The sequence below is a fragment of the Dyella sp. genome (assembly GCF_035277725.1).
GTDB lineage: Bacteria > Pseudomonadota > Gammaproteobacteria > Xanthomonadales > Rhodanobacteraceae > Dyella_B.
On sequence record NZ_DATEJY010000201.1, the window covers coordinates 1 to 15,995 of the forward strand.

Sequence of the window (15,995 nt, forward strand, 5' to 3'; positions counted from 1 at the left end):
GGATGGCTGATCAGCCGATCGCGTGCAGCCGCGCCGACCAGCATGTGGCCATCGTCGTCCACGCTGATGACGGAAGGCGTGAGGTAGTCGCCGAGTGCGTTGCGGAAGAGTTGCGGCCCTTCCTGGCCGTAGCAGCCAATAAGCGAATGCGTGGTGCCGAGATCGATACCGACGATCATGATGTTGCTTCCCCTGTACGTCCTTGAAAACCGGTCTGACGCCGTAGGTTGGGGTGCGAACCCCAACATTGTTGCTTGTGCGGGCATCCGATGTTGGGGTTCGCACCCCAACCTACGAGCGAGCCCACGCTACATCCGGAACACGCCATACCGCTGCGGTTCGATCGGCGCATTCAACGACGCCGAAATCGCCAGCCCCAGCACACGGCGCGTATCGGCTGGATCGATGATGCCGTCGTCCCAGAGCCGCGCCGTGGCGTAATAGGGATGACCCTGGCGTTCGTATTGATCGCGGATCGGCGTCTTGAAGGCATCTTCTTCTTCGGCACTCCAGGTCTGGCCGGCCGCTTCCATGCCATCGCGCTTCACCGTCGCCAGCACGCTGGCAGCCTGCTCGCCGCCCATCACGCTGATGCGTGCGTTCGGCCACATCCACAGGAAGCGTGCGCCATACGCACGGCCGCACATGGCGTAGTTGCCGGCGCCGAAGCTGCCGCCGATCACCACGGTGAACTTGGGTACGTGCGAGCAGGCCACCGCGGTGACCATCTTCGCGCCGTCTTTGGCGATGCCGGCGTTCTCGTATTTCTTGCCGACCATGAAGCCGGTGATGTTCTGCAGGAACACCAGCGGCACGTTGCGCTGGTTGCACAGCTCGATGAAATGCGCGCCCTTGAGCGCGGATTCGGAAAACAGGATGCCGTTGTTGGCGATGATGCCCACGGGGTAGCCATGGATGTGCGCGAAGCCGCACACCAGCGTCTTGCCATAGCGCGCCTTGAATTCATGAAATTCCGAGCCGTCGACGATGCGCGCGATCACCTCGCGGATGTCGAACGGGCGGCGCGTGTCCTGCGGAATCACGCCATAGAGTTCTTCCGCCGCATAGCGTGGTTCCACTGGCGCTTTCACCGCCAAAGGCATCGGCTTGGTGCGGTTGAGGCTGGCGACGATATCGCGCGCGATGGACAAGGCATGCGTATCGTTCTCGGCGAAGTGATCGGCTACGCCCGAGGTGGAGGTATGCACGTCCGCGCCGCCGAGGGCTTCGGCATCCACCACTTCACCGGTGGCCGCTTTTACCAGCGGCGGGCCGCCCAGGAAGATCGTGCCTTGTTCGCGCACGATGATGGTTTCGTCGCTCATCGCGGGCACGTAGGCACCACCGGCAGTGCACGAGCCCATCACTACGGCGATCTGCGGAATGCCCAGGCCCGACATGCGCGCCTGGTTGTAGAAGATGCGGCCGAAATGTTCCTTGTCCGGAAAGACCTCGTCCTGCATCGGCAGGAATGCTCCACCTGAATCGACCAGGTAGATGCAGGGCAGGCGATTTTCCAGCGCCACTTCCTGGGCACGCAGATGCTTCTTGACCGTCATCGGGAAATACGTGCCGCCTTTGACGGTGGCGTCATTGGCAACCACCACCACCTCGACGCCATGCACACGGCCAATGCCGGTAATGACGCCGGCAGCGGGTGCTGCACCTTCATACATGCCATGCGCCGCAAGCGGCGAGAGTTCCAGGAACGGCGAGCCGGGATCGAGCAGGGCGCGGATGCGTTCGCGCGGTAGCAGCTTGCCGCGCGCGGTGTGCTTTTCGCGCGCCTTGGCGCCGCCGCCTTCGGCATTGCGCGCCAGTTGGTGATGCAAGTCATCCACCAGGCTGCGCAGGTTCGCGCTGCTGGTCTGGAAATCGGAGGAGCGGGGATCGATCTGCGAGGTAAGGACGCTCATGTGTCGCCAAGCTCGTGGGGCAAACCATGGATGATACCGGTTGGCGGTCCGCCATAAAAAAACCGGCCGCCAGACGGCGGCCGGTTTAGCCGAGCTACGAACGAAGGATTAGTTACCCTTCGAAGCGTCCTTGGCGGCGTCCTTCGCAGCGGTCGCGGCCGACTTGGCAGCGTCGGCAGCCTTGTCGGCAGCCTTCGAAGCGTCAGCAGCGGCGCTCTTCATCGCATCGCCAGCAGCCGGAGCGGCAGCCGTGGAAGCCGGAGCAGCAGCGGTAGAAGCCGGAGCAGCGGCCGGAGCAGCAGCGGTGGAAGCCGGAGCAGCAGCCGGAGCAGCAGCGGTGGAAGCAGCAGCGGCCTTCTGAGCCTGGTCAGCAGCCTGCGTAGCAGCTTGCTGGGCCTGGTCAGCCGACTTCTGTGCGTCCTGCGCGGCATCCTGCGCGCCATTGCTGCAAGCCGCCAGCAGCGCGACGAGCGCAGAGGCGAGAAGGGTACGCGTGAACTTCATGGTGGATCTCCTTAGCCGTGGAATGCCAATTGGCGGATTATTAATAGCGCTTTCACGTTAACGGCGCTACCAGTTTTTGCTAACAACTTTTATGCCGCATTAAACCAGCCGGGATACGAGACCCCGGCTGGCAGGAAAAAGTCGGACTTAATCCAGACGCTCCACCGCAATGGCGGTAGCTTCGCCCCCGCCGATGCACAGGGCAGCCACGCCGCGACGCAAGCCACGGGTTTTCAAGGCATTGAGCAGGGTCACCACGATGCGCGCACCACTGGCGCCGATCGGATGGCCAAGTGCACAGGCGCCACCATTGACGTTGAGCTTGTCGTGCGAAATGCCCAGCTCGCGCATCGGTGCCATCGCCACCACGGCGAAGGCTTCGTTGACTTCAAACAGGTCGACGTCGCTGGCTTTCCAGCCGGCCTTGTCCAGCACCTTGCCGATCGCGCCGACCGGTGCGGTGGTGAACCACTCTGGCTCCTGCGAATGCGTGGCGTGGGCAACAATGCGTGCCAGCGGCTTCACGTCGCGCGCCTTGGCGTCATCGGCCGACAACAGCACCAGGGCGGCTGCGCCGTCGGAGATGCTGGACGAACTGGCGGCGGTGATGGTGCCGTTCTCTTTGCGAAAGGCTGGCTTAAGCGAAGGAACCTTGCTGATGTCCGAGCGGCTGGGCTGCTCGTCGGTATCGATCTGCACATCGCCCTTCTTGCCGGCCACGGTTACCGGCGCGATTTCGTCGGCGAAGGCACCGGCAGCCTGTGCTGCCTGCGAGCGCTTGACCGACTCGATGGCGAAAGCGTCCTGTTCTTCGCGGCTGAAGTGATACTTGTCGGCGCACAACTCGCCGAACACACCCATCGCCTTGCCGTCATAAGGATTGGTGAGGCCGTCCCAGGCCATATGATCGACCAGCTTGCCGTCGCCATAGCGAATGCCGCTGCGGGCATTGACCATGTGCGGGGCGTTGGTCATCGATTCCATGCCGCCGGCAACGACCACGCTGGCCGAACCGGCCTTGATCAGGTCATGGCCCAGCATGATGGCCTTCATGCCCGAACCGCATACCTTGTTGATGGTGGTGCAGCCCACGGCCGGGGTGAGGCCGGCATTCAGCGCGGCCTGGCGGGCGGGCGCCTGGCCGAGGTTGGCCGGCAGCACGCAACCCATGATGACTTCGCTCACGTCCTTGGCGGCGATGCCGGACTGTTCGAGCGCGGCGCGAATGGCGGTGGCGCCGAGGGTGGGGGAGGGGACGCCAGTGAACTGGCCGAGAAACGAGCCGATGGCAGTGCGCTTGGCGGCGGCAATCACGATATCCGACATGGGGATCTCCGGGGGAGCTTTAGGCGCGATGCGCCAAGGAAGGAATTTGCGAATTATCGCAGCCCGCACTGCTTTGCAGCAAACATTCCGTTTTCGTGAGAAATCGCGCAGGTGCGCTACTCGCAATTATGTAAATCAAACGAATAAGCTATGGGTAGATATCGCTCTTGGGAGTGGCGGTATTCCGAAGTTGTTTGGGGACCAAAACTGGCGAGGAATGTATGGCAACTGGGACGCAGGTGTGGCGCCGCCGTGAAATAGCGCTGTTGATCAGTCTTGCAGTGGGCTTGAGCGGTTGCGGTGGCGGAGGGGGCAACAGCAATGTGAGAGGGGCGGCAACGGCACCTACGCCTACGCCTACACCGACTCCTTCGCCCTCACCCGCGCCAACACCTTCACCGAGTTCGAACGTTCCGACGCCACCGCTCGATGCGCAGTTGTCGTTGACGAATACCTATGCAGCACATAGCCAAGGCTATACCGGCGCTGGTGTCACCATTGGCGTGGTCGACAGCGGCATCATGCGCTCCAATCCCACCGTGACCGGACGCGTTTCGCAAGAGTTGATCTATGTCGATCCGGCGCAGAACAACACCAACATCGATGACGTGGTGGGACACGGTACCTGGGTGTCCGAGGTCGCCGCCGGCACGTCGTTCGCGCAATATCCCGGCGGTATTGCACCGGGCGCAAATCTGGTCTCCGCTCGCATCATTGCCGACAGCGCGCCGGACGATAACGGCTCTACGCCGCCTTCGCAGGTAACGACCAGCGACGCCACGTTCTTCGGGCAGGTCAACGCGGATCTGATCAATGCCGGCGTAAAGGTCATGAACAATTCCTGGGGTGGCATTACCTGGGATACCACCAACGCGTCGCTCAATGCGGCGTTTGATACGGCGTATACACCTTTCATCAATCATGGCGGCTTGGTTGTGTTTGCAGCAGGCAATGATTCGCAGGCCAATCCAAGCACGATTGCCATGCTTCCCTCCGTCACGAAGGACGCCAACCTGGAGAAAGGCTGGCTGGTTGCGGTGGCGCTGAACAGCAACAATCCAACTCAGCTGGAGAGCTATTCGAATCAATGCGGGGCGGCCAAGGATTATTGCCTTGCTGCGCCGGGCGACGTGATCGTCCTCGACAAGAGCACCACGTCCAGTACCACCAATCCTAATTACTACATCGTTGAAGGCACGTCGTTTGCCGCCCCTGAGGTGTCCGGCGCAGCGGCGTTGGTGTGGCAGGCGTATCCGTATTTCAACAATGATCTCGTGCGCCAGACTTTGCTAAGCACCGCTACCCCACTGGGTGGTTCGCAGCCAAATACCACCTTCGGTTGGGGGGCGTTGAATGTGGGGGCTGCGGTAAACGGGCCGGCGCAGTTCGCCTGGAATAATGTTGAAGTCAGCTTTAGCGGCAGTTCGAGCTGGAACAATCCGATCTCCGGTCAATACGGTTTGATCATGGATGGTCCCGGCACACTTACGCTTAGCCAGCCTTCCACATATGCAGGCGGCACCACCGTCAATGGCGGTACGGTGAATGCGGTTTCGCTCGGATCTGGCGCCACTATCGGGACCGCAGGAACACTGGCCATTACCGGCACGTACTCCCTCGCCACCAAGACGCCGCTCATCATCGGCAATGTCACCAACCAAGGTACATTGGTCGTAGGTACTGCCAGCAATCTCGTCATGACGGGCAATTATTCCCAGTCAGGCGGCAAGCTGGCGGTGTCACTGGGTTCCTCGCTGCAAATCACCGGCACGGCCACGCTTGGCAATAGCGCCGGCTTGTACGTGTACGGTGCTAATCAGGGCTATACCAAGAACTCCCAAACCACAGTCTTGTCCGCGAGCAATGGCTTGTCGGGCACGTTCTCAAGTCTGACGTGGTCACCCAGTGTCACGTTGTCGGCGTCACTGTTCTATGATGCCAACGACGCCTACCTCAACGTGCAGCAGATCAGCCTGACGCAAGCTGCAGGCGCACCGTATGCGTCTGCCATCTATGGGGGCGCAGTACGCACCCAGAGCGCATTCAATACGATCAATAGCACGTTGCAAAACGGCTCAAATGCGCAACCGTTGCCGACCAGCTTCGTCAGTGGCGCCGCTGCCATCCAGCAGTCGCAAAGCACGGCCGCGTTGCAGCAGTCCTTGAACAGCCTCTCCGGCCAGATGTACGCCGCCAGCGCGGCGATGACGTTCGAAGCGATGGACGCCGACACACGCGCGCTGTCCGATCGCTTCGACAGCCTGCTCGACAACCCGCAAGCGCTGCAGCGCGAGAGCGCGTTCCAGAGCTGGTCGCAGAACCTGAATCATCAAGGCAGTTTCTCGCGCAGCGGTTATGACAGCCTGGGCTTCCAGCTCAATGGCAGCATGGTGGGTGGCGATCGCATGCTCGGCAATGGCACGGTGCTGGGTTATGCCATCAGCCACAGCCAAGGCTTGGGCAACCTGCAACAAAGCGCGGATCAAGGCTACAGCCGTGCGCTGGAAGGCATGGTCTACGGCGGCATCGTGCAGGGCAATTGGTATGCGATGGGCCGTGTCGGTGTGGGCAACGATTGGCAGAACACACGTCGCGAATTGCTGCTCGGCAATCAATATGCCGGCGTGGGTAGCGTCAGCAATGGCAGTTACGACGTGGCTTACAGCGAAAGCGGCTATCGCTTCAATGCCGGCAAGTGGAAGTTCACGCCGTACGCAAACCTGCAGTATGCCTATGTCCAGCGCGATGGTTTCAACGAGCTGGGCGGTGATGGTTTCGGTCTGAACTCCAGCTCGCAGACGATCCAGCGTTGGCAAGCGGGTCTCGGTTTGCGCGGCTCGCGTGAGTGGAAGCTGCCTGACGGCAGCAGCCTGAGTTTGCAGGGTCACTTCCTGTGGCAGGATGCGTTCGCCATGCATGGTGTGGTGCCCACCGCCAGCTTCGCCGCCTTGCAGCAGTTCATGCCGATCAACGGCATCGGCTTGTCACGCTACGGTAACGTCGCGGGCGTGTCGTTGGACTGGCGCTTCTCGGCGCGTTCGCAGTTGTCGTTCGGTGCCGACCAGTACACCGCGCAGCGTGAGCACGCGACGATGGGAACGGTGAATTACAGCTTGGTGTTTTGATCCAGCCTTTCCGTGAACGCCCCCTCCCCTACGTGCAGTAGGGGAGGGTTGGGGCGGGGTGAAGCAACCTCGCGGTTATGCTCAACCCCCTCAAGATCTCAAGATCAATGCGGCGTAGCCGCATGCGAGCTTCGCTCGCGTCACCCCACCCTAACCCTCCCCTGCAAGCAGGGGAGGGAAATGTATTTCGCGAGCCTTGTTATTCTCGCCCGTGAAACAACTCGCGCCCAATCAACATCCGGCGAATTTCATTTGTGCCCGCGCCGATCTCATACAGCTTCGCATCACGCAACAAGCGACCGGTCGGATATTCGTTGATATAGCCGTTGCCGCCCAGCGTCTGGATCGCCTCCAGCGCTACCTGCACCGCGTTCTGCGATGCATTGAGCAAGCACGCCGCCGGATCGATGCGCGATTTCACGCCGGCATCGAATTGCTGCGCCACCATATAAGCGAAGCCACGCGAACTCTGCAGCTTGGTGTACATATCGGCGATCTTTGCCTGCATGATGCCGAAGGTGCCGATCGGAGCATTGAACTGCTTGCGTTCACGCGCGTAGGGCAGGGCGATATCCAGTGCGGCCTGCATCAAACCGATCGGGCCACCGGAAAGCACCAGGCGTTCGGTATCCAGGCCGCTCATCAGCACGCGCACGCCTTCGTTCACTTCGCCCACGATGTTCTCGGCGGGAATCTCGCAGTTGTCGAACACCAGTTCGCAGGTGTTGGAACCGCGCATGCCAAGCTTGTCCAGCTTCTGCGCAGTGCTGAAACCCTTCATCCCTTTCTCGACGATGAAGGCTGTCATGCAACGGCTGCCGGCGATGCGTGGCGCCGTGCGCATATAGACCAGCAGCACGTCCGCATCCGGGCCATTGGTGATCCACATCTTGGACCCGTTGGCCACCCACACGTCGCCTTGCAGTTCGGCGCGGCAGGTCATCGAGCCGACCACGTCGGAACCGGCGCCCGGTTCGCTCATCGCCAGTGCACCGACGTATTCACCGGTGCACAGCTTGGGGATGTATTTGCGACGCTGCGCTTCGTTGCCGTTATGGAAAATGTTCTGCACGCACAAATTGGAATGCGCGCCGTAGGAAAGGCCGACCGAGCCGGAGGCGCGGGAGATTTCCTCCATCGCCACCATGTGCGCGAGAAACCCCATGCCGCTGCCGCCGTATTCTTCCGGCACGGTGACGCCGAGCAGCCCCATGTCGCCCAGCTTGCGCCACAAATCATGCGGGAACAGATTCTCATGATCGATGTGGTTGGCGCGCGGCGCGATCTCTTTCTCCGCGAAGGCAGACACGCTTTCGCGCAGCAGGTCGATCTCTTCACCGAGCGGGAATGGACGCATGACGAACTCCTGGGGCAAGGGGTTTTGAGGCCAGGAATTGTAGCGCAGGGGTCTTGCGGTCCCCTGATGCGCCGCAGCGTAGGTAGGGATGGCGAACATGCCCAACCTACCCATCCGCCGTCATTCCCGCGAAAGCGGAAATCCATTTTCAGGTATGCATCAGAGCAACGTGGATTGACCAGCATTCGCTGTTGAAAAGCGCCTCCGCTTTCGCGGGAATGACGGTCATGAGAGTACAGCGGATGTCTGTTACGGCTGCACTTTGGCCAGCTTGCCTTTCATGATCACGCCGGACATCAAGAATCCCACGTGGCATTCGTATTTCTCATTGTCGCGATATTCACTGTCGTAATCGCTGACGATATCGACTACCGCATTGGCGCCGGCTGCCTTCGCCTGATCCTGCAAGGCAATCAGCACCGATTGCAGCGCCCAGTCGCAAGTCTTCTGATCGCCCTTGCCGAACGCATTGGTCTTGCGATTGACGCTGACATCATCCTTGACCACCGTCACCTGGCCTTGTGGCGCATTGCCGGCCAGATAGAACTTCACCGAGCCATCCAGCTTGCCCGATTGCGTTGCCGCGGCAACGGCGTTGGCAAACGGAAAATGCACGACCTTGTCGCCCGCGAAAGACAAGCCGGGTGCGCACAGCAAGGCGACGGCAACGAGTACTTTCAGTTTCATATCCACTCCTTTGATTGATCGTTTTTCAGCACAGGCCGCCATTCACCGCGAGTACCTGGCGCGTGATATAGCCCGCTTCCGGACTCATCAGAAATTGCACTGCGGCAGCTACTTCATCGGCCGTGCCGGCGCGCTGCATCGGGATCACTTTCAGTATCTCTTCCAGCGGTAAATCGTCGCTGGTCATGTCGGTGTCGATCAGGCCTGGCGCGACGCAATTGACGGTGATCTTGCGCTTAGCCAATTCCACCGCCAGCGCTTTTGCTGCGCCGATCACGCCCGCCTTGGACGCGCTGTAGTTCACCTGGCCGCGATTGCCGATCAGGCCCGATACCGAGGTGATGCATACGATGCGCCCCGCCTGGCGGCGTCGAATCATCGGCATGATGATGGGATGCAGCACGTTGTAGAAACCGTCGAGATTGGTACGCAGCACCTGATCCCAGTCGTCATCGGAAAGCGCAGGAAATGCGCCGTCGCGCGTAAGTCCTGCGTTGCAGACCACACCGTAGTAAGCGCCATGCGTGTCGACATCCGCTTCCAGCGCAGCGACGCTCGCCGCGCGATCGGCCACGTCGAATTGCAGAATGCGCACGGTACGGCCAAGCGCTCGAATGGCGGCGCCCACCTGTTCGGCTTCGTCGCGTCGGCTGCGACAGTGGAGCACGATGTCATAACCTGCCTGCGCCAATCGCATCGCAATCGCGCGGCCGATGCCGCGGCTGGAACCTGTCACCAGTACTGTGTCAGCCATGCAGTGTCTCCCCGGAATTCTGTCTGTAGAAGGCCTGCGCATCGGGCGGACTGAATACGTTCAAGCGCGCTTCGGCGTGGATGCCCGGGCCTTCGATATGGCAATGGAATACACCCATGCCTTGCCCGTTATGAAACTCGCGCGCAGCTGCCACGCGCAGCTGCACGCATGCTGGAAACGCATCGACGTTGCATGCGTAATGCCGCGTGCCGAGCAGAAACCCCATCTGCACCGGCCGTTGTTCGGCGCGTGCACAACAACCGGCCCAGGCGGCGACCGCTTGTGCCATCAGTTCCACGCCAACCCACGATGGCAGGCTGCCGTCGTCGTCCACGAACAAGCCGCCGGGGTTGATCGTGCGCGTGCAAACGATGCGATCGCTGTGCGCCTCCACAATGCCGTCGAGCAGGATCATCTCGCCGGCATGCGGCACGACCTCGGCAATCGGCCATGGCGTCATGCAGGATCTCCCAGAACCAGCGCTGCATTGTTGCCACCGAAGGCAAAGGAGTTGCTCATCACGTAACGCCGCCCATCGGTCGGTAAATGACTGCCGACATGAGTGAAGTTCAATGCTGGCAGCGCCGGATCGGCTTCGCCATCCCACACATGCGGCGGCAGGCGGCGTTCGGCGCATGTGTCCGTCAAGCTCAGCCAGCAGAAGGCCGCTTCCAGCGCGCCCGCTGCGGCAAGCGTGTGACCGGTAAGTGATTTGGTCGACGAACACGGCACATGGTTACCGAACATGCCGGCCACGGCTTCGCTTTCCATGCTGTCGTTGTGTTCGGTGGCGGTGCCGTGGAGGTTGATGTAATCGATTTGCGCCACAGCGAGCCTCGCATTGCGCAATGCATCGTGCATTGCCTTGCGCGCACCGGTTCCTGCCGGATCAGGCGAAGACATGTGATAGGCATCGGAACTCGCGCCGCCACCGAGCAACTGCACCGCGCCGCGTTCGCGTGTCATCAGGAACAGCGCGGCCGCTTCGCCGATATTGATGCCGCGACGATGTTTGGAGAACGGATCGCAACGCTGCATATCGACCGCCTCAAGCGCATGGAAACCGTTGATCGCCAGACGGCACAGCGTATCCACGCCACCGCATAGCACGGCATCGCACAAGCCCATTCGCAGCAGGCGTTGCGCACTGATCAATGCGCGTGCGCCCGATGTGCAAGCTGTGGAAATGCCATAGCAGGGACCGGAAAGTTTCAGCCACTCGGCCAGGAATTCCGCAGGCGCACCGAGTTCCTGATGCGAGTAGTGGTAATCCGCCGGCCACGCGCCATCGCGGCGATAAGCGGCAATACCGTGCGTGGCTTCTTCGATACCCGTGGTGCTGGTGCCGAGCACGACGCCGATGCGTGCGGGGCCATATGTTGTGATTGCCGCGCGAATGTCGGCCTCGATTTCCCGTGCCGCGGCGAGCAGCAGGCGGTTGTTGCGGTTGTCGCGATGGCGCAGTGCGTCGGGTACGGGTGGCAGTTCCGCACGCACGCTGCCCAGTGGCGGTTCGTGATGTGGAATCCAGCCTTGCTCAGAACGGATGCCCTTGTCGTCACCCGCAAACAATGCCTCGGCAACGACGGTCTTGCCGGCACCGAGATTGCAAATGATGCCCAGGGCGTTGAGGTAGGTGTTCATGCGAGGCAAAGCCTCGAAGGCTGGGGTGCGAACCCCGGCATTGCCATGCACATATGCATCGCGATGCTGGGATTCGCACTCCAGCCTACGTGATTCACGGCGGGTTTGATGATCTGCTTCATACCATCGGCTTCCTCGCCGCGACATTCACCAATGTTTCCTCTCGCTGCCCCGGCGCCGGTGGCGCCTTCAAACCCCAGCGCTCCATCAACCCGAAATCCTTCGAGCGGCTCCACCACAAATACGGAAACGACACGTTCCGCGCTTCAAATTCAAAGCCCTGCCAGCGCAGCATCTCCAGATATTCCTCGGCGCTTTTCTGTACTTCCATTGGATGGCGGAAGAACCAGCGGATCACCCAGGTATCGATGTATGCCTTGGTCGACTCCGCAAACAACAGCCAACCGCCCGGCTTCAGTACGCGCCAGAACTCGGCCAGTGCGCGTTCCTGTTCCACCAGGTGATGAAAGGTCTGATGGCAAAACACGATGTCGGCGCACTGGTCCGGCAGCGGCATCTTGGCGCAATCGGCAGCGTGCAATTCGAGCGCCATGCCTTCGCGTTCGGCTTCCACTTGCGCGAGCGTGAGACTGTGCGGATCGGCATCCAGCCCGATCACGCGCGTAGGTTGGAAGGCATCGCGCAACAAACGCAACGACTTGCCTTGGCCGCAGCCGGCATCCAGCAACGTGCCGCCTTGTGGCAGCGGTTCGCCGATCAATCGCTTGAGATCGTTGATCGCCACGCGCAGCACGTGATGCTGCCAAGTGTGGGTGCGCAGGAAGTGGAAGCCGATGCGGGTTTCTTCCACGTAGGTGGGGCTGGCGTATTCCATGGCTTCTTTTATCTCTTTCCGCTCACTGCGAGCCGCTGTCCGACCGCATCAACAAACACCTTCGGCGATTCCAGCTGCATTTCCCCGCTGGCAATCTTCACCGCTACCTGCACACTGCTTGCGCGCGTCACGCGCTGGCCCGTGGCGGCATCCCGAATCAGGTAATGAATCAGCAAACGGTTCTGCCATTCCATCAGGTCGGCGCGCACAATCAGATGTTGGCCAAAGCGCGCCGCCTGCACGTAACGCAACTGCAGATCGATCACCGGCCATGCATAGCCGGATGCCTTCATCTGTATATAGTTGTGGCCGATGTCATCGAGCAGCGCGCAGCGCGCCACTTCCAGGTATTTCACGTAGTGTCCGTGCCAGACCACGTCCATCGAATCGACGTCGTAGAACGGCACCTGGATGTCCACGTCTTTATGCAGAATGCCGCTAGTGCGCATCGGCGGTCTCCTTGTGCGACGGCCAATAGGCGTAGAAATTGAACCATTGCTGGGGCGCGATCAAGCATTGGCCGGCCAGGTGATCCGCATAACGTTGCACCCACTCGTGGATGGTTGCATCGCGGCGGCCGCGTTCCCACGTCGCGTTATCCAGAAAGGCATCGAGATAGATGCGATAGCGGCCTTCCACCTTCAAACAGCACAGCAGGTTGACCGGGCAACGCAGGAGGCCGGCCATCAGCCATGGGCCTTGCGGAAACGCGGCCGCGTGGCCGAGAAAACCCACTGTCACGCGGCGCCCGTCATGCAGCGGTACGCGATCGCCGGCAATCGCCAGCCATTCGCCGCGCTCGATGCGTTGCGACAGGTCCATCATCATTGCTGTATCCAGTTCGCTTACCTGGATCAGCCGCATGCTGCGATCGCCGGCCTCACCGAGCAGACGATTGAACTGCGCTACGTGGCGATTGTGCACCAATACGTTCAGCGGCACTTGTTCGCTCAGCTCGGCCATCGCCCGGCACACGTCGGGATTGCCCAGATGCGTCACCACCAGCATCTCGCCGCGGCCACCTTGCCGGCTACGCAGCAAACGCGGTCGCACGCCGGAAGGATCGACCAGCTGCACTTGCTCAAAGCGCAGGCGTCCGCGCCATACGTCGAGCCGGTCGAGCAGGTTGTCCGCAAAGGCGATGAACTGCTTGAACACGCTGCCCTGCGTCGGCTTCAACGCAGGCTTGTTGCTCCACTCGGCCAGATACGTTTGATACTGGCGAATATTGCGTCGTGCGCTACGTGCCGAAGCAAAGAAATACAGCACGATCAGATACAGCACCGGCGCCAGCAAGCGGCGGCCGAATACGCGCACGCTGAATGCAGTGAGCCACATCAAGACGAAGCTGCCGCGCTCCTTGTGCGCCGACCAGTGACGTTCCTGCACCAAGGGTTCGCTCATGCGTCGGCGCTCCATGCCAGTCGACCGGAAGAATAAGCCTTGTCGTCGTGGCGATAGGCAAAGTGCAGCTTCTGCCGCGCCGTGTCATGGCGGAGCACCAGCTCCACCCGATCGCCCGGCCGCAGCAGGTGCTGGAATTTCACCGCTTCCATCAGCCTGCAGCGTGGTGGCGTGCCAAGGCGTGGCGCTGCCAGCGCCAATGCCCACGCGATTTGCACCAGGCCTGGCAACACCGGCGCGCCGGGGAAATGGCCCGCGAAATAGACCAGCTCGTGCGGAATCAGCAGTTCCAGTGTCCACACGCCATCCTGCTGATGCTCAGCCAGTACTAGCGGGTCGCGCGTCGCGCTCACGCCGCACCTCGCAGGCGCCGGCGCAACAGCCATTCCCCGACGAACAGCGTACCCATGATGAAGTACACCAGCAGGCCGTTATAAAGCGTCCACCACTTCAGCGGCGCCCATAGCGTCAACACGGCCGATACCACGCCGTTGAACACGAAGAAGCCAACCCATACCCAGGTGACGTTGCGCGTATAGGGGATCGCCGCATCCGGCAAATCCGGTTCGCGCACGCGCGCAATGCGCTCGATGATCGGTGGGCCGAATTTCAAACTCAAACCGAATGCACACAGCAGCAGCGCGCTGATCAGCGTGGGATACCAACGCAACAAAGTCGCTTCGCCGCTCAGCCCGAGCAAGGCGCAATAGACCAGGGCTGCCGTCAGCATCCAGCGACCGCCGGGTTGTTTCAGCAGGGCCGGTGCGCGAATCAGCCAGATTGCACCGAGCACCAGCGCGAACATCGGTGGGGGCACGCGATCCATGCCGAAATACACCACGAAGGGGTAGAGCACCCCGACCAATGGCAAGAGGATGGAAGTGAGCTTGTTCATGCGCCCTGTTGCTGAGTTTGCACAAACGCGGCAAGCGTGGCGACCGTGGTGAAGTGCTGGCGTGCGTCCTTTGAATCGGAAGCAATGCGAATGTCGTAGCGTTTCTGCAAGGCCAGCGCCAGTTCCAGTGCATCGACGGAATCCAGGCCAAGTCCTTCGCCGAACAACGGTAGATCCGGCGGAATATCCGCCACCGTGACATCTTCCAGGTTCAACGTGTCGATGATCAATTGCGCAATATCCTGTTCCAGCGCGTTCATGACGAAAGCTCCCTTAGAAATAGTTGGTGTAAATGCTCATTGAGCCGACGCGACGCTATCGGCAGCGGCGCCGAAGCATTGAAGGTGTCCGGTGAAATGTCCTGCCCCGCGCGCAGCGTGACGCGCACTCGCCGCTGTGGAATGCGGTGCCACGGTTCGGCCTTGGTCAGCGTGGTGGGCTGCACGGTGATAAAAACCGGCGTAATGGTGCTCGCGCCGCGCAATGCAATCGCCGCTGCTCCGCGATGGAACACCGGTGCCTTGTTCGGTGCCGTGCGCGTGCCTTCGGGAAACACGATCAAGGTTTGCCCTTCGCGCAATGCATCGGCCGCTTGCTCGAGCATTTCCGGGCTGCCGTTGTTGCTGATGTATTGCGCCCGGCGCACCGGCCCGCGTGTAAACGGATTGCGCCACAGGCTTTGCTTGACGATGCAGTTGGCGTCGCGGATGTGCGCGATCAGAAACACCACGTCGATCAGCGATGGATGATTGGCAATGATGATCTGCCCCGGACGGCCAAGACGCTCGACGCCCTGGAACTCGTAGGTGAGCACCCCGCTGCGATACATGAATTGCACATGCAGGTAAAACGCCTTGCTGATTGCGTTGCGCACGCGGCGGCGGCGCGTGACTGCATCGCCCGGCAGCAAGCCAAGCAGTGGCAGCACGATCAAGCGCAGCACCAGTCCGCCCAGGCCGAACAATACAAAGCTCGCCCCGGTGGCCAGCAACCGCCACAGGTAATTGGCGCCGCTCGTGCGCCTTACGGGATGCGTTGCCAGATCCATCGCCGTGTCTTCCATGTGTGTTCGACCACGCCCTCGCCAGCATGCAATGCGCGCACAAAATCCAGAGCGTGCGGCCAGGCAGCGGGTGTGGACGTCCCCTGATGCGGTTCCAGGCGCAACTGCCAGCCCTGGCCGGCATGCGCTTCGATTCCCCCAACTCTCAGCGCCACAGCATACGAAAACGGGACGTCCTCGATCCAGCCATCGTAGGCGGCCGGCGGACGTTCCTCGGCGATTACCACCAGCACGCTAGGTGCGCCGTCGCTGAGCAGCGCGGCAGCTTCCACCATGGCGTGCTCGAACGTATCCGCTTCGCCGGCAATCGCCACCGATTCGCCGCGCTGCCCGCGCAGGATCGACCATTGGCCGGCGATGGCGTTGTGTACGGATAAACCAAACTGGGTCGGCGAAAGCGGCTGTTCGTCCGCGACTTCGCTGAGCAATGCGAAGGTGCGTGGCGTTTCGCCATGGCGCGAGGCGAACACGAACGGCAGTTGTTC

18 protein-coding genes are annotated in these 15,995 nt (G+C 61.3%); 1 reads left to right on the forward strand and 17 read right to left on the reverse strand.

Annotation, left to right across the window (positions count from 1 at the left end):
* The 4 genes from VJR68_RS17370 to VJR68_RS17385 form a co-directional block, all read right to left on the reverse strand.
* The coding region (locus VJR68_RS17370) for an Hsp70 family protein (protein WP_324149814.1) at window positions 1-179 on the reverse strand (179 nt) is incomplete at its 3' end.
* A 129-nt stretch (window positions 180-308) separates the two neighbouring features.
* Entirely contained in the window at window positions 309-1,916 is a 1,608-nt protein-coding gene (locus VJR68_RS17375; protein WP_324149794.1) for a carboxyl transferase domain-containing protein, read from the reverse strand.
* 108 nt (window positions 1,917-2,024) lie between these two features.
* Window positions 2,025-2,420, reverse strand: coding sequence for a hypothetical protein (locus tag VJR68_RS17380; protein WP_324149796.1), 396 nt, complete (start codon window positions 2,418-2,420; stop codon window positions 2,025-2,027).
* Window positions 2,421-2,567: 147 nt separating this feature from the next.
* Window positions 2,568-3,746, reverse strand: coding sequence for an acetyl-CoA C-acyltransferase (locus tag VJR68_RS17385; RefSeq protein WP_324149797.1), 1,179 nt, complete (start codon window positions 3,744-3,746; stop codon window positions 2,568-2,570).
* Window positions 3,747-3,967: 221 nt separating this feature from the next.
* On the opposite strand from VJR68_RS17385, the gene VJR68_RS17390 reads away from it, so the two are divergent.
* Window positions 3,968-6,871 (forward strand): S8 family serine peptidase, encoded by a 2,904-nt coding sequence (locus VJR68_RS17390; RefSeq protein WP_324149798.1) that lies wholly within the window; start codon window positions 3,968-3,970, stop codon window positions 6,869-6,871.
* Window positions 6,872-7,070: 199 nt separating this feature from the next.
* Here VJR68_RS17390 and VJR68_RS17395 read toward each other — a convergent pair whose 3' ends face one another.
* The 13 genes from VJR68_RS17395 to VJR68_RS17455 all read right to left on the reverse strand — a co-directional run.
* Complete coding sequence (locus VJR68_RS17395; RefSeq protein ID WP_324149799.1) at window positions 7,071-8,228, reverse strand: isovaleryl-CoA dehydrogenase; 1,158 nt, start codon at window positions 8,226-8,228, stop codon at window positions 7,071-7,073.
* Between the two features lie 249 nt (window positions 8,229-8,477).
* The gene (locus VJR68_RS17400; RefSeq protein WP_324149801.1) at window positions 8,478-8,915 is read right to left on the reverse strand and encodes an excinuclease; all 438 of its coding nucleotides are present in this window, start codon (window positions 8,913-8,915) and stop codon (window positions 8,478-8,480) included.
* 25 nt (window positions 8,916-8,940) lie between these two features.
* Window positions 8,941-9,669 carry a 3-oxoacyl-ACP reductase FabG gene (gene fabG / locus VJR68_RS17405; protein WP_324149802.1) on the reverse strand — a complete coding sequence of 243 codons (729 nt, stop codon included), beginning with the start codon at window positions 9,667-9,669 and terminating at the stop codon, window positions 8,941-8,943.
* Window positions 9,662-10,129, reverse strand: coding sequence for a 3-hydroxylacyl-ACP dehydratase (locus tag VJR68_RS17410; protein WP_324149803.1), 468 nt, complete (start codon window positions 10,127-10,129; stop codon window positions 9,662-9,664). Before VJR68_RS17410 ends, fabG begins: the two co-directional genes overlap by 8 nt.
* Entirely contained in the window at window positions 10,126-11,313 is a 1,188-nt protein-coding gene (locus VJR68_RS17415; protein ID WP_324149804.1) for a beta-ketoacyl-[acyl-carrier-protein] synthase family protein, read from the reverse strand. Before VJR68_RS17415 ends, VJR68_RS17410 begins: the two co-directional genes overlap by 4 nt.
* A gap of 118 nt (window positions 11,314-11,431) precedes the next feature.
* Complete coding sequence (locus VJR68_RS17420; protein ID WP_324149805.1) at window positions 11,432-12,148, reverse strand: class I SAM-dependent methyltransferase; 717 nt, start codon at window positions 12,146-12,148, stop codon at window positions 11,432-11,434.
* A gap of 8 nt (window positions 12,149-12,156) precedes the next feature.
* Window positions 12,157-12,597 (reverse strand): acyl-CoA thioesterase, encoded by a 441-nt coding sequence (locus tag VJR68_RS17425; protein WP_345786041.1) that lies wholly within the window; start codon window positions 12,595-12,597, stop codon window positions 12,157-12,159.
* Window positions 12,587-13,552, reverse strand: coding sequence for a glycosyl transferase (locus VJR68_RS17430; protein WP_324149806.1), 966 nt, complete (start codon window positions 13,550-13,552; stop codon window positions 12,587-12,589). The genes VJR68_RS17425 and VJR68_RS17430 overlap by 11 nt, the downstream gene beginning before the upstream one ends.
* Window positions 13,549-13,905, reverse strand: a complete 357-nt coding sequence (locus tag VJR68_RS17435) for an acyl-CoA synthetase (RefSeq protein WP_324149808.1) — start codon at window positions 13,903-13,905, stop codon at window positions 13,549-13,551. Before VJR68_RS17435 ends, VJR68_RS17430 begins: the two co-directional genes overlap by 4 nt.
* Window positions 13,902-14,447, reverse strand: coding sequence for a hypothetical protein (locus VJR68_RS17440; protein WP_324149809.1), 546 nt, complete (start codon window positions 14,445-14,447; stop codon window positions 13,902-13,904). The genes VJR68_RS17435 and VJR68_RS17440 overlap by 4 nt, the downstream gene beginning before the upstream one ends.
* Entirely contained in the window at window positions 14,444-14,707 is a 264-nt protein-coding gene (locus VJR68_RS17445) for a phosphopantetheine-binding protein (RefSeq protein ID WP_324149810.1), read from the reverse strand. The genes VJR68_RS17440 and VJR68_RS17445 overlap by 4 nt, the downstream gene beginning before the upstream one ends.
* Window positions 14,704-15,510 (reverse strand): lysophospholipid acyltransferase family protein, encoded by an 807-nt coding sequence (locus tag VJR68_RS17450; RefSeq protein ID WP_324149811.1) that lies wholly within the window; start codon window positions 15,508-15,510, stop codon window positions 14,704-14,706. Before VJR68_RS17450 ends, VJR68_RS17445 begins: the two co-directional genes overlap by 4 nt.
* Window positions 15,471-15,995 (reverse strand): beta-ketoacyl synthase chain length factor (locus VJR68_RS17455; protein WP_324149813.1); only part of this gene is annotated, 525 nt, incomplete at its 5' end. The genes VJR68_RS17455 and VJR68_RS17450, both read right to left, overlap by 40 nt.

Bases quoted from the DNA above. Each gene is read 5' to 3' on its own strand.
- VJR68_RS17410 (WP_324149803.1), bottom strand. From the start codon at position 10,129: ATGACGCCATGGCCGATTGCCGAGGTCGTGCCGCATGCCGGCGAGATG.
- VJR68_RS17420 (WP_324149805.1), bottom strand. From the start codon at position 12,148: ATGGAATACGCCAGCCCCACCTACGTGGAAGAAACCCGCATCGGCTTC.
- VJR68_RS17415 (WP_324149804.1), bottom strand. From the start codon at position 11,313: ATGAACACCTACCTCAACGCCCTGGGCATCATTTGCAATCTCGGTGCC.
- VJR68_RS17445 (WP_324149810.1), bottom strand. From the start codon at position 14,707: ATGAACGCGCTGGAACAGGATATTGCGCAATTGATCATCGACACGTTG.
- VJR68_RS17450 (WP_324149811.1), bottom strand. From the start codon at position 15,510: ATGGAAGACACGGCGATGGATCTGGCAACGCATCCCGTAAGGCGCACG.
- fabG (WP_324149802.1), bottom strand. From the start codon at position 9,669: ATGGCTGACACAGTACTGGTGACAGGTTCCAGCCGCGGCATCGGCCGC.
- VJR68_RS17400 (WP_324149801.1), bottom strand. From the start codon at position 8,915: ATGAAACTGAAAGTACTCGTTGCCGTCGCCTTGCTGTGCGCACCCGGC.
- VJR68_RS17440 (WP_324149809.1), bottom strand. From the start codon at position 14,447: ATGAACAAGCTCACTTCCATCCTCTTGCCATTGGTCGGGGTGCTCTAC.
- VJR68_RS17375 (WP_324149794.1), bottom strand. From the start codon at position 1,916: ATGAGCGTCCTTACCTCGCAGATCGATCCCCGCTCCTCCGATTTCCAG.
- VJR68_RS17395 (WP_324149799.1), bottom strand. From the start codon at position 8,228: ATGCGTCCATTCCCGCTCGGTGAAGAGATCGACCTGCTGCGCGAAAGC.
- VJR68_RS17380 (WP_324149796.1), bottom strand. From the start codon at position 2,420: ATGAAGTTCACGCGTACCCTTCTCGCCTCTGCGCTCGTCGCGCTGCTG.
- VJR68_RS17425 (WP_345786041.1), bottom strand. From the start codon at position 12,597: ATGCGCACTAGCGGCATTCTGCATAAAGACGTGGACATCCAGGTGCCG.
- VJR68_RS17430 (WP_324149806.1), bottom strand. From the start codon at position 13,552: ATGAGCGAACCCTTGGTGCAGGAACGTCACTGGTCGGCGCACAAGGAG.
- VJR68_RS17390 (WP_324149798.1), top strand. From the start codon at position 3,968: ATGGCAACTGGGACGCAGGTGTGGCGCCGCCGTGAAATAGCGCTGTTG.
- VJR68_RS17385 (WP_324149797.1), bottom strand. From the start codon at position 3,746: ATGTCGGATATCGTGATTGCCGCCGCCAAGCGCACTGCCATCGGCTCG.